Source organism: Lolliginicoccus lacisalsi, from assembly GCF_014841105.1.
In the GTDB taxonomy this organism is placed as follows: Bacteria; Actinomycetota; Actinomycetes; order Mycobacteriales; family Mycobacteriaceae; genus Lolliginicoccus; species Lolliginicoccus lacisalsi.
Genome location: NZ_JACYWE010000004.1, coordinates 18902 through 44429 on the forward strand (window position 1 = coordinate 18902; position 25528 = coordinate 44429).

Consider the following 25528-nt stretch of genomic DNA (forward strand, 5'->3'; position numbering starts at 1 on the left):
TGACCAGAATCGACAGGCCAAGCCGGACTTGTGCCTGCCCTATCCCGCCAAGCCAGGAGGATCGTTGCTCTCCGCCTTCGTAACGGCCATCAGGACACCAGACCTGAGGCGGAAGATTCTCTTCACGCTGTGGATCATTGTCCTCTATCGCCTCGGCGCACAGGTCCCGTCCCCGGGCGTGGACTTCGCCAACATCAGGGTCTGCGTCGAGCAGGCCACCGGAGGGGACGCGGCGGGACTGTACTCGCTCGTCAACCTGTTCTCCGGTGGCGCGCTGCTCCAGCTATCGGTCTTCGCGATCGGCGTGATCCCCTACATCACCGCCAGCATCATCGTGCAGCTGTTGACCGTGGTGATCCCCAAGTTCGAGCAGCTGCGCAAGGAAGGCCCTTCCGGGCAGGCCAAGATGACGCAGTACACGCGCTATCTCTCCGTCGCGCTCGCGCTGCTGCAGGCCACCGGCATCGCCGCGCTCGCCCGGAGCGGGCAGCTCCTCCAGTGCGAGCTGCCCATCATCGCGGACGACAGCGTCTTCGGCCTCTTCGTGCTGGTGCTCACCATGACCGCGGGCGCCACGCTGCTCATGTGGTTCGGCGAGCTCGTCACCGAGAAGGGCATCGGCAATGGCATGTCCTTGCTGATCTTCGCCGGCATCGCAGCAATGCTGCCGGTGGAGGGCCGCAACATCCTGCAGAGCCGCGGTGGGGTCACCTTCACGCTGGTCTGCATCGCGGCAGCGGTCATCATCACGGGCGTCGTCTTCGTCGAGCAGGGCCAGCGCCGCATCCCGGTGCAGTACGCCAAGCGCATGGTGGGTCGTCGCATGTATGGCGGTACCTCGACCTATCTGCCGCTGAAGGTCAACCAGGCCGGCGTCATCCCAGTGATCTTCGCGTCCTCGCTGCTGTACATGCCGTTCCTTGTCGTCCAGCTCACTGTGGGCGAGGATGAGCCGCCGGTGTGGCAGCGATTCATGACCGAGCACCTGATGAATCCGAGCAGCCCGGTCTACATCGTCGTGTACTTCGCGCTGATCATGTTCTTCACGTTCTTCTACGTGTCGATCACCTTCAACCCGGAGGACCGGGCCGAGGAGATGAAGAAGTACGGCGGCTTCATCCCTGGGATCCGCCCGGGCCGCCCGACCGCGGAATACTTGCAGTACGTGCTCAACCGCATCACCCTCCCTGGCTCGATCTACCTCGGTACGATTGCAGTCTTGCCGAACGTGTTCCTCAATGCGGGCAGTGGTGGCGACTTGCAGAGCATTCCATTCGGTGGCTCCGCTGTCCTCATCATGGTCGTCGTGGCGCTCGATACGGTGAGGCAGATCGAAAGCCAGTTGATGCAGCGAAACTACGAAGGGTTCTTGAAGTGAGAATTGTCCTGCTAGGCCCCCCCGGAGCGGGCAAGGGAACGCAAGCCGCCATCCTGTCCGAGAAGCTCGGAGTGCCGCATATCTCCACAGGTGATCTGTTCCGCGCGAACATCGGCCAGGGGACCCCGCTCGGGCTCGAGGCCAAGGCCTACACCGATTCGGGCAAGCTGGTCCCCAGCGATATCACCAACCGGATGGTCGAGCAGCGCATTGAGGAGCCGGATGCGGCCAACGGGTTCCTCCTCGATGGCTACCCCCGCACCGTGGACCAGGCCGAGGCGCTCGAGCGCATCCTCGCCGACCATGGCACCAAGCTCGACGCTGTTGTCTCCTTCGTCGTCGATGAGGAGGTCGTTGTCGCACGGATGCTCGAGCGCGGCCGCGCCGATGACAACGAGGACGTCATCCGGACCCGCCTGCACGTGTACCGCGATGAGACCGCGCCGCTGCTCGAGCACTACGCCGATATCGTCAAGACGGTCGATGGCATCGGCGAGATCGAGGAGATCAACGCTCGCGCGCTGAAGGCACTTGGCAAGTGATCGCGTGAGGCTGCGGCGACGCAAGGTCGTGCCGTTCCGCACGGCCGGCGAGCTCGAGGCAATGGAGGCGGCGGGCGCTGTTGTAGGTCGCGCGCTCGTCGCCGTCCGCGCGGCTGCCCGGCCGGGCGTGACGACCCAGGAGCTCAATGAGGTCGCGGACACCGTGATCCGCGAGGCCGGAGCCGTGCCTTCCTTCCTCGGCTACCACGGCTTCACCGGATCGATCTGCGCATCCGTCAATGAAGAGGTCGTCCACGGGATCCCGGGGGAGCGCGTGCTCAAGCCCGGCGACCTCGTGTCGATCGATTGCGGCGCGATCCTCGACGGTTGGCACGGGGACTCCGCCTGGACCTTCGGCGTGGGCGAGCTCGCGAAGCAGGACGCGGACCTCAGTGAGGCTACTCGGCTCACGCTCGAAGCAGGCATGGCTGCCATGGTGCCCGGCAACAAGCTCACGGATGTCTCCCACGCGCTCGAGCTTGGCACGCGCGCGATGGAGCGCAAGCACGGCCGCCACTACGGCATCGTTGATGGCTATGGCGGCCACGCCATCGGGCGCGAGATGCACCTCGACCCGTTCCTGCCCAACGAGGGACCGGGAGGGAAGGGGCCCGAGCTGGTGGTCGGATCGGTGCTCGCGATCGAGCCGATGCTTACTCTGGGGACCGTCGATACCCTTGTCCTTGATGATGACTGGACGGTCGTGACCGCGGATGGCACGCGCGCTGCCCATTGGGAGCACTCCGTAGCGGTGACCGAGGACGGCCCGCGGATCCTTACCAAGCGCCCCGAATAGGCGGTCGCAAGGCCTGCCGACGCTGGTCGTGAGTGCTTCCCCGTGGCCAGGATTTTGATGTGTGACGAACTGTTGCGTACTATTGTCCGTTGGTGCCTCGCGCACTGTCGAAGATCGCACAACTAGGTAGACGAATGGGCCGGGGTGAGCTCTGCCCGGGAACGCGGAGGATATGGCTAAGAAAGACGGCGCCATCGAGGTCGAGGGGCGTGTGATCGAACCACTTCCCAACGCGATGTTCCGCGTGGAGCTCGAGAACGGTCACAAGGTACTCGCGCACATCAGCGGGAAGATGCGCCAGCACTACATCAGGATCCTCCCCGAGGACCGTGTCGTGGTGGAGCTTTCTCCCTACGACCTGTCGCGGGGACGGATCGTCTACCGCTACAAGTAGCTTCCGGCGATCCAGCGGAGCAGTCCGCTGGATGCGGGTCGGAATTCCCGCACGCCCTCGTCGTCACGGCCTCGCGGCCGGAACGTCCTGGGCATGCGGGCACCAATGAAGAAGGCCTCCCAGCACCACGTGCCTGATACGCGGGCACGCTCCCCCGGTACGGAGGCCGGGGCCTGGTCTCCATCCATTCGGGTGGCTGACCGGGACGGGCTGGGAGAAGACCTCCGCGACCGAGAGGAAAACGCCGCATGGCACGGCTCGTAGGCGTCGATCTACCGCGCGACAAGCGCATGGAGATCGCGCTCACCTATATCTACGGCATTGGCCGTACGAGCTCGCAGAAGATCCTGGAGGGAACCGGCATCAGCCCGGACCTGCGCACCAAGGATCTCACTGATGAGCACATCGCAACTCTCCGCGAGTACATCGAGCGGGAGTTCAAGATCGAGGGCGATCTGCGCCGCGAGGTGCAGGCAAGCATTCGCCGCAAGATGGAGATCGGCTGCTACCAGGGGCTTCGTCACCGGCGCGGCCTTCCGGTCCGCGGTCAGCGCACCAAGACCAACGCGCGCACCCGGAAGGGTCCCAAGAAGACGATCGCCGGCAAGAAGAAGGCAAGGTAAGACATGCCCCCCAAGTCACGAGTCACCGGCGGCAAGAAGGGCCACAAGACCCGCCGCCGCGAAAAGAAGAACATCGCGCACGGACACGCTCACATCAAGAGCACGTTCAACAACACCATCGTGTCCATCACCGATCCCATGGGCAACGTTGTGTCCTGGGCCTCGTCGGGCCACGTCGGGTTCAAGGGCTCCCGCAAGTCCACCCCGTTCGCCGCGCAGCTCGCTGCGGAGAATGCTGCCCGCAAGGCGCAGGAGCACGGCATGAAGAAGGTCGACGTGTTCGTCAAGGGCCCCGGATCCGGCCGTGAGACCGCGATCCGCTCGCTGCAGGCAGCGGGCCTCGAGGTCGGGACGATCTCCGATGTCACTCCGCAGCCGCACAACGGCTGCCGTCCGCCCAAGCGCCGCCGGGTCTAGCAGGAAAGGGAAGGTCAGAAAATGGCACGTTATACCGGTCCTGTAACCCGCAAGTCGCGTCGGCTCAGGGTGGATCTTGTTGGTGGCGACCAGGCGTTCGAGCGTCGCCCGTACCCGCCCGGCCAGCATGGCCGCGCGCGGATCAAGGAGAGCGAGTACCTGCTCCAGCTGCAGGAGAAGCAGAAGGCACGCTTCACCTACGGTGTGATGGAGAAGCAGTTCCGCCGCTACTACCAGGAAGCAGTGCGCAAGTCCGGCAAGACCGGCGAGAACCTGCTGCGCATCCTGGAGACCCGCCTCGACAGCGTCGTGTACCGCGCAGGATTCGCGCGTACCCGCCGCCAGGCGCGCCAGCTCGTGACCCACGGTCACTTCCTGGTGAACAACCAGCGCGTGGACGTTCCGAGCTACCGCGTCTCGCAGTACGACATCATCGATGTTCGTCCGCAGTCGCGGGAGACCGTTCCGTTCCAGCTCGCCAAGGAACTCATCGCCGAGCGCCAGGCCCCGGCCTGGATGCAGGTTGTCCCGTCGCGTCTTCGCATCCTGGTCCACAAGGAACCTGATCGCGAGCAGATCGATGTGGCCCTGCAGGAACAGCTCATCGTCGAGTACTACTCGAAGTAATCACTGCCGAGGGTGCCCGGTCATCGGGCACCCTCGCTTCCCCGTCGCTGGCATCAAATAGCGGATGCCCTAGGAGGACTACGCACACATGCTCATCTCACAGCGCCCCGAGCTCGACGAAGAATTCGTTGCCGAGAACCGCTCGCGATTCGTCATCGAGCCTCTCGAGCCGGGCTTCGGCTACACCCTCGGCAACTCGCTGCGTCGTACGCTGCTCTCGTCCATTCCGGGCGCGGCCGTCACGAGCATCCGGATCGAGGGCGTGCTCCACGAGTTCACCACGGTTCCCGGGGTCAAGGAAGATGTCACCGAGATCATCCTGAACCTGAAGAACCTCGTGGTCAGCTCCGAGGAGGACGAGCCAGTCACGATGTACGTGCGCAAGCAGGGACCCGGCGCGGTCACTGCTGGCGATATCGTCCCGCCGGCCGGGGTCGAGGTGCACAACCCCGACCTGCACATCGCGACGCTGAATGACAAGGGCCACCTGGAGATCGAGCTGATCGTCGAGCGCGGACGCGGCTACGTGCCCGCGCTGCAGAACAAGCTCACCGGAGCCGAGATCGGCCGCATCCCGATGGATGCCATCTACTCGCCCGTGCTCAAGGTGACCTACAAGGTCGAGGCAACACGTGTGGAGCAGCGCACCGACTTCGACAGGCTCGTCGTCGACGTCGAGACGAAGAACTCCATTAGCCCCCGCGATGCCGTTGCCTCCGCAGGCACGACACTCGTGGAGCTGTTCGGCCTGTGCCGCGAGCTCAACATCGAGTCCGAAGGCATCGAGATCGGCCCCTCCCCGCAGGAAGCCGACCACATCGCCGCCTACGCGATGCCGATCGAGCAGCTCGACCTGACCGTGCGTTCGTACAACTGCCTCAAGCGCGAGGGCGTCCACACCGTGGGCGAGCTCGTCAGTCGTACCGAGTCAGACCTCCTTGACATCCGCAACTTTGGCCAGAAGTCCATTGACGAGGTCAAGGTCAAGCTCCACACCCTCGGCCTGTCCCTCAAGGACAGCCCCGGACCGTTCGACCCGTCCGCAGTGCAAGGCTACGACGCGGCGACCGGAACGTGGAGCGACAGCGACGCCGACGGTGACTACACCGAGCAGGACTACGTCGAACCGGAAACCGAACAGCTTTAATCACACCTTTCACCCGGCCTTGGTGGACATGCCAGGACGGGCGATCCCAGAGGAGCATCACCATGCCCAAGCCCACCAAGGGGCCGCGCCTTGGCGGCTCTGCGTCGCATCAGAAGCTGATGCTGGCGAACCTCGCCACGTCACTGTTCGAGCACGGCCGCATCACGACCACCGAGGCCAAGGCTCGTCGGCTTCGCCCGCTCGCCGAGAAGCTCGTCACCCACGCCAGGAAGGGTGACCTGCACAACCGTCGCGAGGTCCTCAAGACCATCCGCGACAAGGACGTCGTCCACAAGCTCTTCGCCGAGATCGGTCCCCACTTCGCCGAGCGCGAGGGCGGCTACACCCGCATCGTCAAGACGCTGCCGCGCAAGGGCGACAACGCCCCCATGGCCGTGATCGAGCTGATCCAGGAGCAGACCGTCACCTCCGAGGCTGACCGCGCCCGCCGCGTCGCTGCCTCGCAGGCCGCTGCCCCTGCCGCGGCGGAGTCTCCCGCCGAGGAAGCCGCTACCGAGGAGAACCCGGTGGCCGAGGTTGTTGACTCCGCTAGCGATGCCGCGGAGGACAACGCCGAGGACATCGTCGACGCAGTGGAGGACCAGAACGCCACTGCCGCCGATGCCACCGAAGCCGATGAGGCCAAGAAAGACTGACCTGCATGTCATCTGGCACGCACCAGGACGCAGAGCCCGCCAGCCCCACTGGGGACGGCGGGCTCTCGCCTATCACCCGGATCCGGCTCGGCGTCGCCTATGACGGCACCGATTTTTCCGGCTGGGCACCACAACGGGACCAGCGCACCGTCGCCGGGGTCATCGAGGATGCGCTCAGCACGATCCACCGGACGCCCGTCGTGCTCACCTGCGCTGGACGGACCGACGCGGGAGTGCACGCCACCGGCCAGGTCGCCCACGCTGACCTGCCCACCGAGAAGCTGCCAGATGAACCCGCGAGGCTCGTGCGGCGGCTAGCACGCATGCTGCCCCGCGACGTTCGCGTCACCAGCATCACGACCGCGCCGGACGGCTTCGACGCCAGGTTCTCCGCCCTGCGCCGCCACTACGTGTATCGCATCACTACCGCGCCGCATGGAGCGAGCCCCCTGGCGCGCGATGTCCTCGCCTGGCCCCGCGAACTCGATACTGCGCTCATTGCCGAAGCTGCGAGCAGCCTCGAGGGCCTGCACGACTTCGCCGCGTTCTGCCGGCGCAGGGAGGGCGCGACCACGGTGCGGCACCTGCAGCGCCTCGAATGGCGCCACGTCGCGCCGCAGCACCACGAGGTGCACGTCACCGCGGATGCGTTCTGCTGGTCGATGGTGCGCAGCCTCGTCGGTGCGCTCCTCGCGGTGGGGGAAGCGCGGCGCGACCCCTCCTGGGCGACGGGCCTCCTCGAGCTCCGGGAACGCTCGAGCTCCGTGGCCGTGGCGCCAGCGCACGGGCTGACGCTCGTGGGCGTGGACTATCCCCCCGATAGCGAGATGCGGGCGCGCGCGGAGCTCACCCGGCAGGCGCGGGAGCCGCTCGGGCGCCGATGCTGCGAGTGACGTAGTCCGTTTCCTCCGGGATCGCCACCGCCGTGAGATCGACATGGCGGGAGCCCACCACCAAGCGCAAGCGCTGGGGTGCTTGCGGTGACTGCACGAGGTGCACGTCAGGCTCGCCCAGTGCTTCCGCCGCGCTGTCCTGCCGCGCGGTGTCATCCACAGCGACGATCGCGGTACCCACAGGGGGAGTGGCCGCGGCATCGAGGCCATCGAGGACGAGGAGCAGCGGGTCGCTCGGGCGAGGCTCCCGCCACTCCTGGTCGGCGAACCCGATTTGGCCCGCGGGCCCCAGGCCGACGAGAGCCTGCCATGAATGGGGGCGATCGGTGGCGATGCGTACCTGCGCGCCGGTGGCGGCGGACCGAAGAACGACCTGCTGGGCGAGCGAGAACTGGCCCGTCACGCGCACATGGGTCCCGGTGCGGGAAGCCACCGGGATGCTGATGGCACGGTCATGCTGGTCGACGCCGATGAGCTGCCCGCAGCCGGTCACGGGCACGCGCAGCGCGGCGAGGTCGGCGCGGTTGGCGTGCATGATCCCGTCGCGGCCGACGATGTCCTTCGCGGAGTAGCCGCTGCCGGGTACGAGCGCGAGGGCGGCGAGCGGGCGCTGGCCCACGGTCGAGATGGTCCTGGGGAACCGGGGCATGCCGTCAGCGGGCATGGCGTGGCCGACGACCCCGTAGATCTCGAAGAGCGGGCTTCCCGCAGCGGGATTGCTGGTCGGCTCGCTGGGGCACAGCGAGAGCGCTAGGGCGGAGTCGATGGCGGCGGGCTGCCAGGCGCGCAGCAGGTGGTCGGTGGTGAGGGCGCCGGGCTGGATGCCCGCCGTGCGGTTGATCGGCTCAAGATCGGAGCGCAGCCCTGCGAGGGAGGTGCCCGTGCAGCGCACGGTGCCGAGGCCCTCGGCGCGCAGCATCCGCTGCAGGCGCCGTGCGGCGATGTCCAGTGCCTGCCTGGTGCCGCGCGCGCCACCGCCCCGGCGCGCGACGGCATCGCGCTGCGCGAACGGATCGAGCCGCAGCACGATCCATGCACGGCGCTGCGCGGCGACGGGCAGCGCGCTCAGGATGCGGGAGTAGGCGGTGCCGAGCGGATGGCCGGGGGCGCTGGAGCTTCCACGGACGATGATGTCGATGCCGCTCAGCGCGATGTCGTACTGGATCAGCGCATCAGCGAGCACCGCGAGCGGGACCGGGGCGGCTCCGGCGTGGGATCCGGGGCTCGCCGCAGTGGGCGAAAGTGGCGCGCTGGTGATCTCGAGCGCCGCGCATGCGTCCCCGCCCGGGTAGAGCACCACGTCGTGGCCGAGCAGCGTCGGCGCCTCGGGGCTCGTGGGTCGCTGGCCGACCAGCAGGGACAGCCAGGTGGTGATGTGGCGGCCGCGCGCTCGCAGGAGCAGCAGGGCAGTGGTCAGCGCAGCAGCGATCGCGATGGCGAGTGGTGGCCCGCCAAGCAGGAGCCCTGCCGCAGCGACGGCGAGGGCACTGGCTTGGGCCAGGATGATCGTATCGATCGGCCATCGTTGCATGGCGCGCTTGATGATGGAATCCATTATCCCCCCGGTAAATGCATCGTGTGGCGGGGCGCGCGTCGTGCTAGTTGTTCCGGATCGGATCCGCATGCGCGAACCCGTAATGGAAATTCGCCCCCCAGCGATCTATTATCAGGAGCGCGCGCCCTCACGGGGGAATTATCGGGGGTCGCGCATGATTCGCGCAAGTCCAGGGGGGAATTATGGCGGGTCACGTGACCACGCGTACGCAAGTGAGTGGTTATCGATTTCATCTCAAGCGGATGGATCACGCGCTGGTCCGCGGTGATGCACGGATGCTGGCCGACCCCATCCGATCGCAGAACCGCGCGCTCGGAGTCGGGCTGGTCCTCGCGGTGCTCGGCATCGCGGCGTGCGGAGTCCTCGCCGTGCTCAATCCGCTCGACAGGCTGACGGGCTCGCTGATCGTCGTGGGCCGGGATACCCAAGGCGTCTACGTGCGGATCGATGAGGCGTTCCATCCGGTGACCAACCTCGCTTCGGCCCGCCTCGCCGTGGGCGAGCCAGCGGAGGCCGCGGTGATCAACGAGGACGAGCTCGCCGAGCATCCTCGTGGCCCGCTGCTCGGCATCCTCGGGGTGCCGGCGGTGCGCGCGGCCAACTCGGGCGGGGAAGCCTGGGCGGTGTGCGACACCACGACCGGCAAAGGAAGCGCCTCAGTGGCGCGTACCTCGGTCATCGTCGGCGCCGCGGACCAGGCGATGGTCCAGCACGGCACGCGGCATGCGGTTCTCGTGCGGGCCGATGGGAAGGACTACCTCGTGCATTCGGGTCGCCGATCCCTCGTGGATCTCCGCGACCGGGAGGTCGTTCTCGCGCTCGGCCTCGACGGGGCGAGGCCACGCGTGATCAGCGCGGCGCTGCTCGCCAGCATCCCCGAGGCGCCACCGCTCGCCTCGCCCGAGATCGAGGAGCGGGGAGGGCAGCCTGGCTTTGGCGTGGCGGGACGCAAGGTCGGGGAGGTGTTCAAGGTGCATCAAGCAGGGCAGACGCAGTACCACCTCGTGCTGCGCGACGGCGTGCAGCAGATCGGGGAGGCGGTGGCTGACATGGTGCGGTTCACGGATTCCCTGGGGGCGGGCGCGATCCCGGTATTGACGCCCGATGTGCTGAGCGGGCTGCCCTCGGCGCGAGGGATCCCGGTCGAGGACTATCCGCGGTCCGCGCCGGAGCTTGTCGACGGCGATGACGTGCTGTGCGCTGTGTGGTCGGTGGGGACCGAGGGCGACCGCGCGCGGATCGTCTCGGGCGCCGAGGTCCCGGTCGCTGCCGGCGCGACGATGATCGCGCGCGTCGGCGCGGCTGAGCCCGGACAGCTCCGTGCCGACGAGGTCTATGTGCCGCCGGGCGCGGGGCGATATGTCTACCCCGTTGTCGCGGCGGGCAGCGAGCTTCCCCACGGCGCGCGGGCCGCTTTGCCGCACTATGTGGCCGATACCGGTGTTCGGTACGGCATTCCCACCGCGGCGGACGCGGACGCTCTCGGCGTGGAGGTCGAGCCCTCCCCGGTGCCGTGGACCGTGCTGCGCCTCCTTGAGCCAGGCCCCGCTCTGTCGCGGGCGAACGCGTTGATGGCGCATGGCAGTGTTCCTGCCGCGACCGTGCGATAGGCGCGGGGGACGGCGCGCGAGAATTGCCGGCCGGGATGATTCCTGGTCGGCAATTCTTGCATTGAGCTTTCATTGCCCGCGTTCCTCAGGAATGGCGAGGGAACCAGGCATCTGTTTATCGGCTCTAGCGGGGCATGCCGCGTATTGATCGAATCCGGGCGAGCCTATTCGCGGCGCCGCCCAGTGACCAGAAGCGCGATCGTGGTAGCCATGGCAAGGCCGAAAGCAACGACCACAGCAATGGTTGCGGCCAGGCCATCGGCATCACCGCTCATGCGCGGGGCGTCGATGGGCTGGGCAGCCTTTCCTGGATACGCGGCCTTGTCGACCGCGGGCGACAGGGCGCCGGGGCCGGCGGTGACGGCCGCGACAGGATCCACGATCCCGTGCCCGAGGGTCGGGTTCCATCCCTCGGCGGGCGCGTGCGCGGTCGCCACGATGCGTTCGACCACCTCGCGCGCCGAGAGCTCGGGGAACCGTTCCCGGACCAACGCCGCGGTGCCAGCCACGAAGGGCGCCGCGTAGCTGGTCCCCGCGATCCTGGAGAGCTGCACGGCGCCCGTCTCGTCCTGGTGGGCGAGCGCATCGGCGAGGCTGTCGGAAGCTGGGTCGAGGGAGACGATGCCGGTTCCGGGCGCAGCGATGTCCACCCAGGGCCCATTGAGGGTGAACTCCGCGGGCGCGCCGCGGGCATCGACAGCCGCGACACTCAGCACAAGATCGTCATACCACGCCGGTGTGGCGATGGTGAGGGGAGCATCCCAGTCCGGCAGGCCACCATCGCGCGGGCTCGCGCCAGGGTTCTGCCGGCACATCCCCTGTGCCGCAGCATTGCCCGCAGCCGCGACGACCACCACATCCCTGGTTTCGACGGCGTAGCGCAGCGCGGCCCCAAGCGATCGGTCCTCGAGGGCCAGGCGTGCCGGGACGCAGGCCACCTCCGAGATATTGATGACGGTGGCACCGAGGTCAGCGGCGCGCCGCACGGCCATGGCGAGGGTCGTCACGGTGCCCGTGGAGTTCTCGGACTGGTAGCTGTTCTCGTCGGCGCGGGCGGACTGCCCGAACTTGAGGCTGGACTGGCGGATCGACAGGATCCGGGCGTCGGGCGCGACCCCCGAGAAAGCGTCGGTCGGGCTGCTGGTCGCCGCGATGATCCCAGCGACGAGCGTGCCATGCGCATCGCAGTCCGAGGTGCCATCCCCGGTGCCCACGAAATCACCGCCCGCGATCAGGCCCGGTAGGCGCGGATGCGGGGCGACGCCGGTGTCGATGACCGCGACGACCTGGCCGCGGCCACGGGCGAACGGCCACGCGGTCTCGTAGCGGAGCGACTGGGCTGCCTGGGGCACGGCGGCGGGATCGAGCTCCTCGCTCGCAGCTCCCGCCGTGCACGCTTGGCGCTGCGTGGTCGGCTCGAGCGGAGCAGCAGGCCCGCCCGGTGGCAGGAACGTGTCATCGATCGGCGGCGGCTGTGCCGCCACGGTGCTGGTGCCGGCGATGAGCGCGAGCCCGAGGGCGGCGAGGCAGGCGCTGAGCCTGCCGCGGGTTGCTGGCGAGGACGTCATCACAGGCCCCGGACGTAGCTGAACAGCTCGAGTGCCCATAGCCCGGTGGGGACGGCCAGCGCGAGCATGAGGTATTCCAGCAGCTCGACGAGGCGGTACTGCACGGGCGTGTAGGTTCCCCCGGGCAGCACGACACCCACGATGAATGTGCCGAGCAGCATGGCGAGCGCCACCGCGACCGTGGCGGGGGCGGGCACCAGCGGGGACCACGCCGCCCCCAGCATCGCGGCGGTGGCCACCACGGCGCCGGTGCTCGCGATGATCACGGCCGGCGCGGTGCGCGCGATCCCGCGGCCGCGCAGCAGGAACGCGGCTGCGATCACGGCGAGCAGCGCGAGCACCGCGTACCCGTGCGGATCGTCGGTGGTGGCGAGGTGGATGGCCGTCACGGTGGCAGCGCCGCCGCTGAGCACGAGCACCGCGGCAAGCAGGCCGTCGAGGTAGCGGTAGGCGACCACGGTTCGGCTCTCGACCTCGGCCGTAGCCGTGGCGGGATCACTTGTCGGCCCCGGCGCCTCGCCTGCTGGGTCCGCCAGCGACAGAGACATCCCGGGCGAGGGCACCGGCGGCAGCGGCAGCCGGGCCAGCGCCACGGCGAGGCGCGGGGCGAGGGCCGCGGCGAACGGGCTGGCGGCGAGAAAAGCCATCGCGGCGTGGACCGGGGTCATCGGGGCCACCATCAGCATGATCGTGCCGAGCGCGACGACCACCGCGATGGTCGCGAGCGAGGTGTGGAGGTGCGCGGTCTCCGGGGACCGGCGGGCCGCGAGGACCATCAGGCACAGCGTGTAGATCGCGACGACGAGCGCGTGGGGAGCGCCGGGGCCGCCAGGGATGAACTGCCCGAGCACCCCCGTTGCCAGCGGGACCGTCGCGATGAGCAGGCTTGTTGTCGCCCAGGGCGAGCGGGCGGGCCTGCCCAGCAGGGCGAGGGTGATCAGCGCGGGAATCGCGAGCAGCACGATGCTGGCGAGCGCGAGGTGCGTTCCCGCGGGCGCGCGCAGCATCGTCACGGCGGCCACGAGGGCGGTGAGGACGAGCAGGAGGCAGGTGATGGGCTGGGCCCGGCCGGTGGCCCACAGCGACGATTGGCTGCTCGAGTAGCTCGCGACCGCGTCGATGACATCGTCGGAGAGCACTGCTGGTGGCGCTTGCTCGGCGGGGCTGAGCAGGAGCAGCTCACCGTTGCGGATGCCCAGGCGCCCGAGCGAGTGGTTGAGGTCGAGCGGCTCGCCACCGATGCGCGCGACGGTCCATCCTGGGCCGGGTTGCCGCGCGCTCTCCGTGCTGGCGGCAGTGAGCTCGACGAGCCGTGGCATGAGCAGGATCAGCGGAACGGCATCGGGCAGGGCGATGTCGATCTGCCGCGTGGGCGAGACCACGCAGATGTGGCACAGCGATGGCGCGTCGCTGGAATCAAGATCGTCGTGCAACAGATCGTTCACGCGAGTTCCCCCCGGAATTCGTGGTGCTTGATAGCGCCGCGAGCGGGCCACCGAGCGTGCTTGTGCTGGTGCGCTTCCCGGTTCCCATGCCGGGGGCGCGAAGAGGTCGCGGGCACTGGGATTCCCCCATCGTCAGTGCTCGGCCCCTTCCCAGTATGTGCTGGATCGAGGAGTTTGAAAAGTCGTAGCCAGGGTTCGCGATGCTAGAGTGCTGGTGCATCCTGGGTCTTCCCGGGAGCGATCTGGCGCGGTGCAGGCTTGCCGCGCCACGTGCCCGCTTGGGGGAGTGGGGCACGTAAAGACCTGTTCACAGGGGGGAAACGCGATGAGCGTCGTGCATGTCGTTCGTGGTCGCCGAAGCGAGGCGCCACTCATGCCGGGTGGTGAGCTCGGCCTCAGTACTCCGCCGGAGCTGCCCCGGTCGATACCCGGGAACATGGTGCAGAAGCTGCTGCCCGTGGTGATGATCCTCGCGATGATCGGCATGGTGGCGCTCATGTTCACCTCGGGCATGGCGCGCAACCCGATGATGCTGATGTTCCCGGTCATGATGGCGGTATCGATGGTCGGGATGCTCGCGAGCACGGGCGGGCGCGGCGGCACGAGCACCGCGGAGCTCAACGAGCAGCGCAAGGACTACCTCCGCTATCTCGGTGACACCCGCTCCGATGTGCTGGAGGCCGCTGCCCGGCAGCGCGCGGCCGTCGAGTGGCATCACCCCGCGCCCGACGCGCTGTGGTGCCTCGCGGGAAGCGGCCGCATGTGGGAGCGCTCCGTCGATGATGACGAGTACCTCTCCGCGCGCATCGGTATCGGCGCGCAGCGCCTCGCGCTGTCCCTGGTACCACCGGAGACCGGCCCCACCGAGGATCTCGAGCCCATCTCGGTCATCGCGCTGCGTCGATTCGTCCGAACCCATTCCATCGTGCCGGACCTGCCGATCGCCCTCTCCATGCGGGGGTTCGCCGCCATCACCATGCGCGGCACCGCAGGCAGTGGCAATGATGGCGCGCGCGCCGTCGTCCGGGCGCTCGCGTGCCAGCTCGCTGTGTTCCACGGCCCCGACGACCTGCGCGTGGTGGTCATCTGCAGTGATACCGAGCTGCCCGGGTGGGAGTGGGCCAAGTGGCTGCCCCACACCGAGCATCCGCGCCGCCGCGACATCGCCGGTCCCGAGCGGATGATCTATCCCAGCCTGCACGACGCCTCGGCGCGGCTCGCTCCGCTCCTCGAGGGCCGATCACGGTTCGTGCGCGGGGCCCCGGCGACCGCGGGCCAGCCGCACGTGCTGATCATGATCGATGGTGGCATCGTTGACGGCGACGAGCCGCTCGTCGCCGGTGATGGCGTCGACGGGGTGACCATCATCGACCTCGACGGCGCAGCGGCCGCCCTCTCCGATCGCCGCGGGATCTCGCTGCTCGTGGAGGGCGGAAAGATCGGTGCCGAGGGCGCGGCGGGGCCCGAGATGTTCGCCCGCGCCGACCAGCTAGGGCTCGGCGTGGCGCGCATGACCTCGATGGCGCTGTCGCCTTATCGCATCGCGGCGCCCGGCACGGTGAGCAGCACGCGGGATCCCTCGGCCGCGGGAATGCCGGACTGGGCCACCATGATCGGTGCCGGGGATGTTGCCCGCTTCGATCCCGCCGCCCTGTGGCGGCCGCGGCGGGGGCGCGAGCGCCTGCGCGTGCCGGTGGGGCATGCCGAGGACGGCAGCGTCATCGAGATCGACCTGAAGGAATCCGCGGAGAACGGCATGGGCCCGCACGGCTTGTGCGTCGGCGCCACAGGATCCGGCAAGTCGGAATTCCTCCGCACCCTCGTCCTGGGACTGATCGCCACGCATTCCCCCGAGGCGCTCAACCTCGTCCTCGTCGACTTCAAGGGCGGTGCCACGTTCCTCGGCCTCGAAGGCGCTCCGCATGTCGCCGCCATCATCACCAACCTCGCCGACGAGATCACCATGGTCGACCGGATGCGCGATGCGCTCGAGGGCGAGATGAATCGCCGGCAGCAGGTGCTGCGCTCGGCGGGCAACTTCGCCAGCGTCGCCGAGTACGAGCGTGCCCGGCACAGCGGGGCCGCGCTCGAACCGATGCCAGCGTTGTTCATCGTCGTCGACGAGTTCTCCGAGCTGCTCAGCCAGAAGCCCGACTTCGCCGACCTCTTCGTGATGATCGGCAGGCTCGGGCGATCGCTGCACATGCATCTGCTGCTCGCCAGCCAGCGGCTCGAGGAAGGCCGGCTGCGGGGCCTCGAGAGCCACCTGTCCTACCGGATCGGCCTGAAGACGTTCTCCGCGCAGGAGTCGCGCTCGGTGCTCGGCGTCCCCGATGCCTACCACCTGCCACCCGTGCCCGGCGCCGGCTACCTCAAGGTCGATTCCGCGGATCCGCTGCGCTTCAACGCCTCCTACGTGTCCGGCGGCTATGTGCCGCCCGCCACGACCGAGCACATCGCGGTCGCGAGCGGAACAGGGGAACTGCGCGTGGTCCCGTTCACCGCGAGGCCGTCCGAGCCGGAGCCATCGCTGCAGAGAGCAGAGGCCCCCGCGCGGCCGCGCCCCGAGCCGACCGCGATGCAACGCACCGTGCTCGACCTAGTGCTTTCCGCTGTCCGTGGTCGCGGGCCGCGCGCCCACGAGGTGTGGCTGCCCCCGCTGAACACTTCCCCGACGGTGGGGCAGCTCGTCCCGCCCGCCCAGCGCATCCCGCTCGAGGGCACCGCGGGTGGCCCGCTGCGCGTGCCCATCGGCATCATCGATCGCCCCTATGACCAGCGGCGCGACCCACTCGTCATCGACGTCTCGTCCGGACAGGGAAACATCGTTGTCGTGGGCGGCCCGCAGAGCGGCAAGTCCACGACGATCCGCACCATCATCATGGCCCTCGCCGCGACGCATTCGCCGCGCGAGGCGCAGTTCTACTGCCTGGACTTCGGTGGCGGCTCGCTGGCCGGTCTCGCCCAGTTGCCGCATGTCGGCACCGTCGCGAGCAGGCTGGAACCCGACCGGATCCGCCGCACCGTCGCCGAGGTCACCACCGTGATGCGGCACCGCGAGAAGCTGTTCCAGCGGATCGGCATCTCCTCGATGACCGAGTACCGCCGCGCCCGCAACCAGCAGCGCGACACCGACTGGCACAGCGTCGATGACGCGCCGTTCGGAGATGTGTTCCTCGTCGTCGACGGCTGGCAGACCATCCGCCAGGAGTTCGAGGAGCTCGAGGCAGCGATCGGGGCGCTCGCCACGCAGGGACTGTCCTTCGGCGTGCATGTCATTGCCAGCGCCTCCCGGTGGACCGACTTCCGGGCCGGGACCAAGGACCAGCTCGGCACGCGCATCGAGCTGCGGCTCGGCGACGCCAACGATTCAGAGATGAACCGCAAGGCCGCCATGCTCGTGCCCGAGGGGCAGCCTGGTCGCGGCATCACCAAGGAGGGCCTGCACATGCTGATCGCGGTGCCCACGTTCCTTCCCCCGGCGGACCCGCGCGACCTCACCGATGGCGTCGGCGCAGCGGTGCGGGAACTGCGCGAGCGGGCGGGCGACCAGGCTGCTCCACCGGTGCGGATGCTGCCCGCCCAGTTCGCCCGGACCGAGCTCGACCTGCAAGCGCGCGCGAGCAACCCGCTCTCGATCCCGATCGGCATCAACGAGGCAGAGCTGCGCACCGTCTCGGTGGACTTCTCCTCGCAGTCGCACCTCGTGGTGTTCGCCGATTCCGAATCCGGCAAGACCGCCCTCCTGCGCTCGATCTGCGAGGGCATCATGGAGCGCAACACCCCCCAGCAGGCAAAGATCCTGCTCGCGGACTTCCGGCGCACCATGCTCGGGGTGGTCGAGACGAACCATCTGGCCGGATACGCGGTGTCGGCCGCGAACCTGCAGGACCTGATCGCTGAGCTCGGCGCGTTCCTGCGTGATCGCCTGCCCGGGCCGGGCACGACCCAGCAGCAGCTACGGGAGCGCTCGTGGTGGTCCGGCCCGGAGGTATTCGTCATCGTCGACGACTACGATCTCGTCGCGACGAACGGCGGCAATCCGCTGTCGGGCCTGCTCGATTTGCTTCCCCAGGCGAAGGACGTGGGCCTGCACCTGATCATCGCCCGGCGCACCGGCGGCGCCTCGCGGGCATTGTTCGAGCCCGTCATGGCCTCGCTGCGCGATCTGAGCCCGATGGGGCTGGTCATGAACGGCAGCCGCGACGAGGGGGCGTTGATCGGCTCGGTGCGGCCCAGCGAGCAGCCCCCGGGCCGCGGCGTGCTGGTCACGCGGACGGGCGGCGAGCAGCGGGTCCAGCTCGCATGGATGCCGCCGCTGTGACGGATCCCGGGATCGTCGCGGGCCAGCGCTGCATCGTGATCGGGCCCGGGCGCATCGCCTGGCGGGAGCATGGCAGGATCGTGCAGCGCCCGGCCGTGGTGAGCTTGCGCGGCGGCACCCTCGTGGTCGGCGCCGAGCGAGAGATCGAGGGCGTCCCGGGCGCAGTGCTGACCGAGGCCGAGCTGCTGGACTCGGAGCCCGACCCGTTCGAGTTCCTCGACGACCCGGTGCTGGCGTTCTCCACGGGGGCCATACCGATGCCAATGGTCATCGATGCGCTCGCGCGGCACGCCCGGCTCGATGCCGGAGAGCCGACGGAAACCCTGGTCATCGTGCATCCGACGTGGTGGCCACCGGCGCATCGCCGTGCCCTTGCTGCGGTGATGCGCCGCTACGCCGGCACAGTTCAGCTCGTGAGCACCGCGGTGGCGTGCGCGGCCGCGCACGCGCGGCGCTACCCGGGCCAGGATCGTCTAGTGGTGATCGAGCAGGATCCGGTCCGGCGCGTGGAGACGATCCTCGGCATCGGCGAGTTCCCGCCACGAGTTCTCGCGACGAGCATCAACGATCCGGACGCCGAGTTGGACCGCGCAGACGGGGCGGAGCCGCGGGTGGATGCCTCGGTGGCGGCGATGGACGAATGCCTGCTCGATGGCGCTGCTGGCCTGCTGCCCGGGATCCCGCTGCCGCGTCCACCGGCAGCGTGGGGCAGCGAGGCCAGCGATGCACCGCCGGGGCGGCCGGAGCAACCGCGGTCTTGGGCGCGCGGGCTGCCCGGCGCCACCGCGGTCGTGCTCCTCGGCGGTGCCTTGCTGGTTGCTGGCTTGCTACTGACCGCCATGCTCGGCGGCAGTGATGCCCACGCGCCAGGCTCCGCGCCCGCTGCCCACGCGCCAGGCTCCGCGATTCCCGCCCCGGAGCAGCCATCCGGGCATGGCGCCGAGGCCACCATCGGCGATCTTGTGATCCCCATGCCCGCGGGCTGGGGCATGGGCTGGAGCGATTTCGCGGACGCGCGGGATCCTGACGGGTTCCTGGCGGAGCTGCTGCCCTACGACCACGCTGATGAGCGGCGGATCCTCATCGCGCGGCGCGGCCCAGCCTCCGGTGGCGAGCAGCCCGGGATCGCTGCGGCGGTAGCGCGGCTGGTGGAGGCTGACCCGCGGCTCGCCATGGCCCCGGTGGCCGGGACCGCCGCGGAGGCTGCATACCGGGAGGAGCTCGTGGGAGCGAGCGGTGCCCTGCGGGGCAGCGTGGCGTGGTTCGTCATCCTGGTCGGCGGCAAGCAGGCCAATATCGGGTGCGAGTCGCGGGCGGCGGCCACCACGGGGGAGGGCACGTTCCCGGAATGCCTGGAAGTCCTCGGGGCGGTCCGGGCCGCGGGCTGACGCCATGGCATCACTGCATGTGACGCAGCTCACAAAGCAGTATCAATGCTGTTCAGGGCATGCTTCCTCGTCGGCGAGGGCGGCGCGGGCAGCTTTTTCGCAGGTTTTTACGCCCGGGCGGAACCAAACCGGGATCCGTCGCGTCAGACATTAGCGAACCCGGAGTATGCGACCGCGGCAGTGCTTGGGCCCGGTATCGATCACGCCGGGTCCATCGGAACTAGGGGAGGGAACCCATGAGCAACAACTTGACGACCACCACCGCGGACATGAACGCCGCTGCCAACCATGTCAAGCAGGTCAGCGAGGACGTGAGCGCCCAGCTCAATGCCCTTCACGCCAAGATCGCCAACGTCGAGGGGGCATGGCGGGGACAGGCCAAGGGGGCGTTCGGCTCGCTCATCAGCCGCTGGGACACCGAAGCGGTCAAGCTCAACAACGCGCTCTCGGCGATCAGCGATGCCATCCGCGAGAGCGGTCGCAAGTACGAGGGTGCCGAGGTCGCCAACGCGAGCTCGCTCAACAACGTCGGCGGTCTCCTCAACATGTCCTAGGCGCGGGGATCACCCGGGGCCGACCGCGCCCCGCCCTGCCGTGAACCACCTCTGCGACCTCACTTAAGGAAGAACGTCATGTCTGATCAGATCAAGTACAACTTCGGGCAGATCGAGGCGCTCCGCGCCGACCTCGCGGCCTCCGCGGCCAACCTCGATAGCACCCTCAACGATCTCAAGGGGTATGTGTCGAGCCTCGCCGCCTCCTGGGACAGCAACGCCTCGGCGAACTACCAGGCGCAGCAGCGCCGCTGGGACGATGCCGCGCTGAACCTCAAGCTCATCCTCGATGCGGTCGGCCGGGCCGTGGGCGAGGGCAACGACCAGATGCGGGACGCCGAGCGTGCCGCCGCGCAGCAGTGGGCCTGACTCCCCGGTAGCGGCCCGCTGCCAGCAGCCCCGATGGAAGGAGAGGCCCATCGGGGCTGCTTTCATATTTGACCAGCGGAAACAATTCGCGGTAAGGTGCCTCTTCGGCATGTAGCACAGACAGGTCCCCGGGTCTCAACCGGCCGCCGGGTTCGGCCCCGCTACACCGCCTGGCCGGCAGCAATACGAATAAGACGAGGTAGAACCGTGCCTACGTACAGCCCCAAGGCTGGCGACGTCTCGCGCACCTGGTACGTCATTGACGCTACCGACCTGGTGCTCGGGCGGCTCGCAGTCCAGGCCGCGAACATTCTCCGCGGCAAGCACAAGCCCACATTCGCCCCGAACTTCGACGGTGGTGACTACGTCATCATCGTCAACGCCGACAAGGTCGCCCTCACCGGCAACAAGCGCGAGAGCAAGCGGATCTACCGCCACTCCGGCTTCCCCGGTGGCCTGAAGTCCCGCACCATCGGCGAGGCGCTCGCGACCCGCCCCGAGCGTGTGGGGGAGAAGGCCATCGTCGGCATGATCCCGAAGAACAAGCTGGGCAGCCAGATCGCGACGAAGCTCAAGGTCTACGCGGGCCCCGAGCATCCGCACTCCGGCCAGAACCCCATCCCGTTCGAGATCAAGCAGGTGGCCCAGTGACCACACCGGAGGAGCAGGACGTGACCACGCCTGAATACGAGAACGTCGACGAAGGCATCGTCGCCGAGGAGTCCGCGGAGATGGTCGTGACCGAGGACGTCGCCGAGGATCTCGCCGACGCCGGTTTCACCCCCGAGTCCGAGCCGGAGGCCGCGGCCCCCATCATCCTTGACCGCCCCGTGCAGACCGTGGGCCGGCGCAAGGAAGCCGTCGTCCGGGTGCGCCTGAGCCCCGGTGACGGCCAGTTCACGCTGAACGGACGCAGCCTGGAGGAGTACTTCCCCAACAAGGTGCACCAGCAGCTCATCAAGGCGCCACTGGTGCTCGTCGAGCGTGATGGCGCGTTCAACATCCACGCCCGCCTCCACGGCGGCGGCCCCTCGGGCCAGGCAGGCGCCCTGCGCCTCGCCATCGCTCGCGCCCTGATCGACGTCACCCCGGATGACCGGCCCGCCCTGAAGAAGGCTGGCTTCCTCACCCGTGACGCGCGTGCCACCGAGCGCAAGAAGTACGGCCTGAAGAAGGCCCGCAAGGCGCCTCAGTACTCGAAGCGCTGATCCAGCGGTGCGTGCGGCTTGCTAGTGCCGTACGCGATCGCGAGCAGGCCCGGACCACACAGGTCCGGGCCTGCTCCCGTTTGGCGAGCCCCCTGCGTCGGCCAGCCGCGTCCAGGCGGGCCGTGTAACCGCGCCGTGGTGGAGCCCAACCGGCCCAGATAATGCGATAGTTGACGTCGACGACGTGGAAGGGAAGTGAACGGGCGGATGAGTCGACTATTCGGAACCGACGGAGTGCGGGGGCTCGCCAACGCTGATCTCACCGTGGAGCTCGCCGTATCAGTGGCCAGCGCCGCCGCCGGAATCCTCGCGCGCGGCGCGGAAGCCACCTCCGGCGCGCGGTCGATCGCCATCGTGGGACGCGATCCCCGCGCCAGCGGCGAGATGCTCGAGGCTGCCGTCACCGCGGGACTCACCGCAGCGGGCGTGGATGTGGTGCGCGTCGGTGTGCTGCCCACCCCTGCGGTGGCCTACTTGACCGCGGAATACGATGCCGCGCTGGGCATCATGATCTCTGCCTCGCACAATCCCATGCCGGACAACGGCATCAAGCTCTTCGGGCCCGGCGGGCACAAGCTGCCTGACGATATCGAGGACCAGATCGAGACCGCCATGGCCGAGGGCACGATCGAGCGGCCCACCGGCGGGCTTATTGGTCGCGTCACCGATGCGCCCGACGCGGAGGATCGCTACATCGCGCATCTCGCCACCACGATCTCCACGCGCCTCGAGGGCATCACGGTCGTGGTCGATTGCGCGCACGGCGCCGCGTCGAGCACCGCGCCCGCCGCGTACGCCGCCGCCGGTGCCACCGTTATCGCGATCAACAACGAGCCCACCGGGCTGAACATCAACGACGGCTGCGGCTCCACCCACTTGACGATGCTCCAGGACGCCGTCGTGCAGCACCAGGCCGATATCGGGCTCGCCCACGACGGGGACGCTGACCGCTGCCTGGCCGTGGATGGCCACGGCCACATCGTCGATGGCGATGCAATCATGGCAGTGCTCGCCATGGCGATGCGCGACGCGGGCGAGCTCAAGGAGGACACCCTCGTTGCGACGGTGATGAGCAATCTCGGTCTGCACATCGCCATGCAGGGCGAGGGCATCACCGTTCGCACCACGGCCGTGGGTGACCGCTACGTGCTCGAGGAGCTCAAGTCCGGTGACTACAGCCTCGGCGGCGAGCAATCCGGCCACATCGTTATGCCTGGCCACGGCACCACGGGCGATGGCCTCCTCACCGGCCTGCGCCTGATGGCCCGCATAGCCGAGACGGGCAAGCCCCTCAGCGAGCTCGCCGGGGTCATGGAGATCCTTCCGCAGGTCCTGATCAACGTGCGCGTCCGCGACAAGAACGCCGCAACGCGCGACATCCTCGTCCAGGCCGCTGTGGCAGACGCCGAGCAGGACCTCGGTGAGCGCGGGAGGGTCCTGCTGCGCCCCTCGGGCACCGAGCAACTCGTTCGCGTCATGGTGGAATCGACCACGGCAGAGCACGCGCAGCGCGTCGCGGAGCAGCTCGCGGAGGTTGTTTCCAGCGTGTAGGCCTGGGGGCGCGCTCGCGCCGGGCCTGGGCTGGCCCGCGCCGGGCCTGGGCTGGCCGCACGTTCGCGCCGGGCCCGGGCCTTGCCTGGCCGCACGTTAGCGCCGCGCCGGGCCTTGCTCGCGCCGGGCCCGGGCCTTGCCGCAAACGCGATAGAAACCCCGGAAATTCCAGGTCGGTTTCTATCGCGTTTGACGTCTTCCGGTGCTTTTGCCACCCGCCGCCGTCGGCCAGCCGCACCCGCCGCCGTCGGCCAGCCGCACCCGCCGCCGTCGGCCAGCCGCACCCGCCGCCGTCAGCCAGCCGCACCCGCCGCCCAAAGCCAGGGAAAAACTTGGGTGGCAGGGGAACCTCGCGTGCATTCGCTGCGTCCTACTCACTGGGCCGGTGCTACCGGCCTCCATGAGTCAAGGAGCAGCAGATGCAGCAACCAGGCATGATCGATGGGCTGGGCAACGATGCCCCGTTGCGCGGGCACATCGCAAGCACGGCACGGCTGGCCTCGGGCGCGGCCGCTCTGGCACGTGGGATCGAGCCACGATGCGCACCGCTCGACGAGGCATGGGAATCCTGGACCGAAGCACTCGGAGCCTGGGCGCGACGGCGGGAGATGGCGGTGGCACGCGTGGACGCGGCCGTGTCGCGCATCGAGGAAGCGGACGCGGACTGGGCGCGCAGCATTCACCGGTGCGCTCCGCAGCTCAACTGGGGCACATCGTGATGGACGTGCCCGCGGGCGCAGCGGTCTCCGCGGTCGCGCTCCGGCAGGCCAACCACATGCCGATCACCGTGCTCTGGGCACTGCTGGGCCTGCTGCGCGAGACCGCGGGGGCTGTATCGGATTCCGGGCTCGTCGCCAGTATCGACGAGGTCTGGCCAGGGGTGCTCCATGATGCGGACGATCTGGATCTCGCGGCCTGGGCGGCGTGCGCTGTTGTTGCCGGGCGCGTGGCTGGCATCGGTACCGACGCGGCGGAGGAGGAGAGCAGGGCCGGTAGCTTGCCGGACACCACGGTCGAGGCGCAGGACTGGCTGCTCGCATCTCATCGGGAATCCGAGGCGATCTCCGACCACGCGCGCAGGGTTGCTGAAGAATTCTCCTCGGCTACGGGGAGCATCAGCGAGGCCTTGGAGCGACTGTTCGGCACCATCGCTGCGATTGCCGGGGCCTGGCCTGCCGAGATCATGGAGGAGCACGTCCCCGAGGCGATCGCTCGCCTGCTGCAGGGCGAGGCGGTCGAGCCGACAGGCGGGATGCGTGAGCACCTGTTGTCGCGGGGTGCTGAGGTGGTGGAGCAACTGCGTCATGCGCGCCAGCGATTCCACGAGGAGCGCGAGCAAGGCACTCTTGGGATCAGAGCCACGCTGCTGGACGTGCCCCAAGCGCCGCCGGCACGCCAGACCGAACAACCCCAGACCGAACAACCGCAGACCGAACAACCGCAGCCCGAAAAGCCCCAGCCCCAAGCGCCGCCGGTGCTGCCTGCGCCTCCTGCGGCGGACTCCGCGCCTCCTTCGGGGGAGCCGCGGCGGACCGCCGATGAGCAGCTAGCCCAGGATCCCGGCCCGGCGGGGCTGCTCAGCAGGGCTAGCGAGTTCGGTTCGCGACGGCGCGCCCGCTAGCTCGGCGGGAGGCAGGGACAGCAACTCGTCGAACTCGTCCTCGGGGAGGGCGCGCTGGTAGGGATCGACCACGAGAGTTCGCTTGAACTCGGCTGCGGGGTCGGCGAAGGCCGCGTAGGTCTTGTCCCCGTCCACCTGGTGCAGGAGGAAGCCGGTGAGCAGGGCCCGGCTGATCGACTGGGTCTTCTTCTCGCTCTTGCCGAGACCGAACCAGGTGGAGATGCGGTGCCCCTCGATCAGGCCTGCGGTGGAGGAGTGCTCGATGGTGCGGAGGATCGTGTCGCCCGCGAGGTTCTCGGCGAGGGCGCGGGCGTTGCTCGTCAGGGACTTCAGCTCGGCAGCGAGGACGAGCGCGGGCATCGTGAGCTGCCGGGCGGCCTTCTCCGCGCTGGGGCTGACCGGGGTGGGGAACAGCGCTGAGACGGCTGCGACCGGGCGGTCCTTGCGACGCTGTGCCGCGAGCATCGCGGCGCCCGCCCCGAAGCCATGGCCGACGAAGGCGAGCTTGCTGGGCTTGACGCTGAGCCGGCCCGGGCCGAGGCGCACGTCGGTGGCGATAGCGAGGGCGGTGTCGAGGTCCGCGGCGAAGTTCAGGGCGGAGGGCACCACGCCACGCTCCGTCGATGGAGCGACCACGACGAACCCCCACGATGCGAGGTGCTTGAGCGTTGTGAGGTACCGCTCCGGGCTGGTCAGCCAATGGTGCCCGAATGCTATGGCGGGAAGGTTGAATCCCTCCTCCGGGGCTAGCACCAGGCCAGGCATGCCCGCGATGGCGAGATCGCCGCGCAGCACGCGGTGCGGTCCGCGGCGCGATAGCTGGGCTACGAGCTTCTTCGGATTAGGGGCCACGCCCACGACG

24 protein-coding genes are annotated in these 25528 nt (G+C 68.8%); 20 read left to right on the top strand and 4 right to left on the bottom strand.

Annotated elements, in window-relative coordinates:
* Positions 1-64 precede the first annotated feature (64 nt).
* From secY to truA, 10 genes are all read left to right on the top strand, one after another.
* Positions 65-1378: a preprotein translocase subunit SecY gene (secY, locus tag HT102_RS07900; protein ID WP_192038884.1), complete on the top strand. Its 1314-nt coding sequence runs from the start codon at positions 65-67 to the stop codon at positions 1376-1378.
* Positions 1375-1920, top strand: coding sequence for an adenylate kinase (locus tag HT102_RS07905; protein WP_192038885.1), 546 nt, complete (start codon positions 1375-1377; stop codon positions 1918-1920). The genes secY and HT102_RS07905 overlap by 4 nt, the downstream gene beginning before the upstream one ends.
* Before the next feature lie 4 nt (positions 1921-1924).
* On the top strand, positions 1925-2716 hold the full coding sequence (gene map, locus HT102_RS07910; protein ID WP_192038886.1) for a type I methionyl aminopeptidase: 792 nt from the start codon (positions 1925-1927) through the stop codon (positions 2714-2716).
* A 172-nt stretch (positions 2717-2888) separates the two neighbouring features.
* Entirely contained in the window at positions 2889-3110 is a 222-nt protein-coding gene (gene infA / locus HT102_RS07915) for a translation initiation factor IF-1 (protein ID WP_005443304.1), read from the top strand.
* Positions 3111-3358: 248 nt separating this feature from the next.
* Positions 3359-3733, top strand: coding sequence for a 30S ribosomal protein S13 (gene rpsM, locus HT102_RS07920; RefSeq protein ID WP_192038887.1), 375 nt, complete (start codon positions 3359-3361; stop codon positions 3731-3733).
* Positions 3734-3736: 3 nt separating this feature from the next.
* Positions 3737-4150, top strand: a complete 414-nt coding sequence (gene rpsK / locus HT102_RS07925) for a 30S ribosomal protein S11 (protein ID WP_192038888.1) — start codon at positions 3737-3739, stop codon at positions 4148-4150.
* Positions 4151-4171: 21 nt separating this feature from the next.
* Complete coding sequence (gene rpsD, locus HT102_RS07930; protein ID WP_192038889.1) at positions 4172-4777, top strand: 30S ribosomal protein S4; 606 nt, start codon at positions 4172-4174, stop codon at positions 4775-4777.
* 88 nt (positions 4778-4865) lie between these two features.
* On the top strand, positions 4866-5924 hold the full coding sequence (locus HT102_RS07935) for a DNA-directed RNA polymerase subunit alpha (protein WP_192038890.1): 1059 nt from the start codon (positions 4866-4868) through the stop codon (positions 5922-5924).
* 62 nt (positions 5925-5986) lie between these two features.
* A complete protein-coding gene (rplQ, locus tag HT102_RS07940) occupies positions 5987-6580 on the top strand; it encodes a 50S ribosomal protein L17 (RefSeq protein WP_192038891.1) in 594 nt (197 codons plus the stop codon).
* A gap of 5 nt (positions 6581-6585) precedes the next feature.
* On the top strand, positions 6586-7473 hold the full coding sequence (truA, locus tag HT102_RS07945) for a tRNA pseudouridine(38-40) synthase TruA (protein ID WP_192038892.1): 888 nt from the start codon (positions 6586-6588) through the stop codon (positions 7471-7473).
* Here truA and eccE read toward each other — a convergent pair.
* Entirely contained in the window at positions 7427-9028 is a 1602-nt protein-coding gene (gene eccE, locus HT102_RS07950; RefSeq protein ID WP_192038893.1) for a type VII secretion protein EccE, read from the bottom strand. The genes truA and eccE overlap by 47 nt on opposite strands.
* Before the next feature lie 182 nt (positions 9029-9210).
* On the opposite strand from eccE, the gene eccB reads away from it, so the two are divergent.
* Positions 9211-10638, top strand: coding sequence for a type VII secretion protein EccB (eccB, locus tag HT102_RS07955; RefSeq protein ID WP_225443409.1), 1428 nt, complete (start codon positions 9211-9213; stop codon positions 10636-10638).
* A gap of 164 nt (positions 10639-10802) precedes the next feature.
* On the opposite strand, the gene mycP is transcribed toward eccB, so the two are convergent.
* Entirely contained in the window at positions 10803-12206 is a 1404-nt protein-coding gene (gene mycP / locus HT102_RS07960; RefSeq protein WP_192038895.1) for a type VII secretion-associated serine protease mycosin, read from the bottom strand.
* Positions 12206-13651 (bottom strand): type VII secretion integral membrane protein EccD, encoded by a 1446-nt coding sequence (gene eccD / locus HT102_RS07965; protein WP_192038896.1) that lies wholly within the window; start codon positions 13649-13651, stop codon positions 12206-12208. Before eccD ends, mycP begins: the two co-directional genes overlap by 1 nt.
* Positions 13652-13976: 325 nt before the next feature.
* On the opposite strand from eccD, the gene eccCa reads away from it, so the two are divergent.
* From eccCa to HT102_RS08010, 9 genes are all read left to right on the top strand, one after another.
* Entirely contained in the window at positions 13977-17975 is a 3999-nt protein-coding gene (gene eccCa, locus HT102_RS07970; protein ID WP_192038897.1) for a type VII secretion protein EccCa, read from the top strand.
* Complete coding sequence (locus tag HT102_RS07975) at positions 17972-19363, top strand: hypothetical protein (protein ID WP_192038898.1); 1392 nt, start codon at positions 17972-17974, stop codon at positions 19361-19363. The genes eccCa and HT102_RS07975 overlap by 4 nt, the downstream gene beginning before the upstream one ends.
* 236 nt (positions 19364-19599) lie before the next feature.
* Positions 19600-19917 (top strand): WXG100 family type VII secretion target, encoded by a 318-nt coding sequence (locus HT102_RS07980; protein WP_192038899.1) that lies wholly within the window; start codon positions 19600-19602, stop codon positions 19915-19917.
* A 78-nt stretch (positions 19918-19995) separates the two neighbouring features.
* Positions 19996-20286 carry a WXG100 family type VII secretion target gene (locus HT102_RS07985; protein WP_192038900.1) on the top strand — a complete coding sequence of 97 codons (291 nt, stop codon included), beginning with the start codon at positions 19996-19998 and terminating at the stop codon, positions 20284-20286.
* Between the two features lie 207 nt (positions 20287-20493).
* Positions 20494-20937 (top strand): 50S ribosomal protein L13, encoded by a 444-nt coding sequence (rplM, locus tag HT102_RS07990; protein ID WP_192038901.1) that lies wholly within the window; start codon positions 20494-20496, stop codon positions 20935-20937.
* On the top strand, positions 20934-21494 hold the full coding sequence (gene rpsI / locus HT102_RS07995) for a 30S ribosomal protein S9 (RefSeq protein WP_192038902.1): 561 nt from the start codon (positions 20934-20936) through the stop codon (positions 21492-21494). The genes rplM and rpsI overlap by 4 nt, the downstream gene beginning before the upstream one ends.
* A gap of 207 nt (positions 21495-21701) precedes the next feature.
* Positions 21702-23045 carry a phosphoglucosamine mutase gene (gene glmM, locus HT102_RS08000; RefSeq protein ID WP_192038903.1) on the top strand — a complete coding sequence of 448 codons (1344 nt, stop codon included), beginning with the start codon at positions 21702-21704 and terminating at the stop codon, positions 23043-23045.
* 419 nt (positions 23046-23464) lie between these two features.
* On the top strand, positions 23465-23764 hold the full coding sequence (locus HT102_RS08005) for a hypothetical protein (RefSeq protein ID WP_192038904.1): 300 nt from the start codon (positions 23465-23467) through the stop codon (positions 23762-23764).
* Positions 23731-24666, top strand: coding sequence for a hypothetical protein (locus HT102_RS08010; RefSeq protein WP_192038905.1), 936 nt, complete (start codon positions 23731-23733; stop codon positions 24664-24666). The genes HT102_RS08005 and HT102_RS08010 overlap by 34 nt, the downstream gene beginning before the upstream one ends.
* Here HT102_RS08010 and HT102_RS08015 read toward each other — a convergent pair.
* The gene (locus HT102_RS08015) at positions 24592-25518 is read right to left on the bottom strand and encodes a dienelactone hydrolase family protein (protein WP_192038906.1); all 927 of its coding nucleotides are present in this window, start codon (positions 25516-25518) and stop codon (positions 24592-24594) included. The genes HT102_RS08010 and HT102_RS08015 overlap by 75 nt on opposite strands.
* Positions 25519-25528 lie beyond the last annotated feature (10 nt).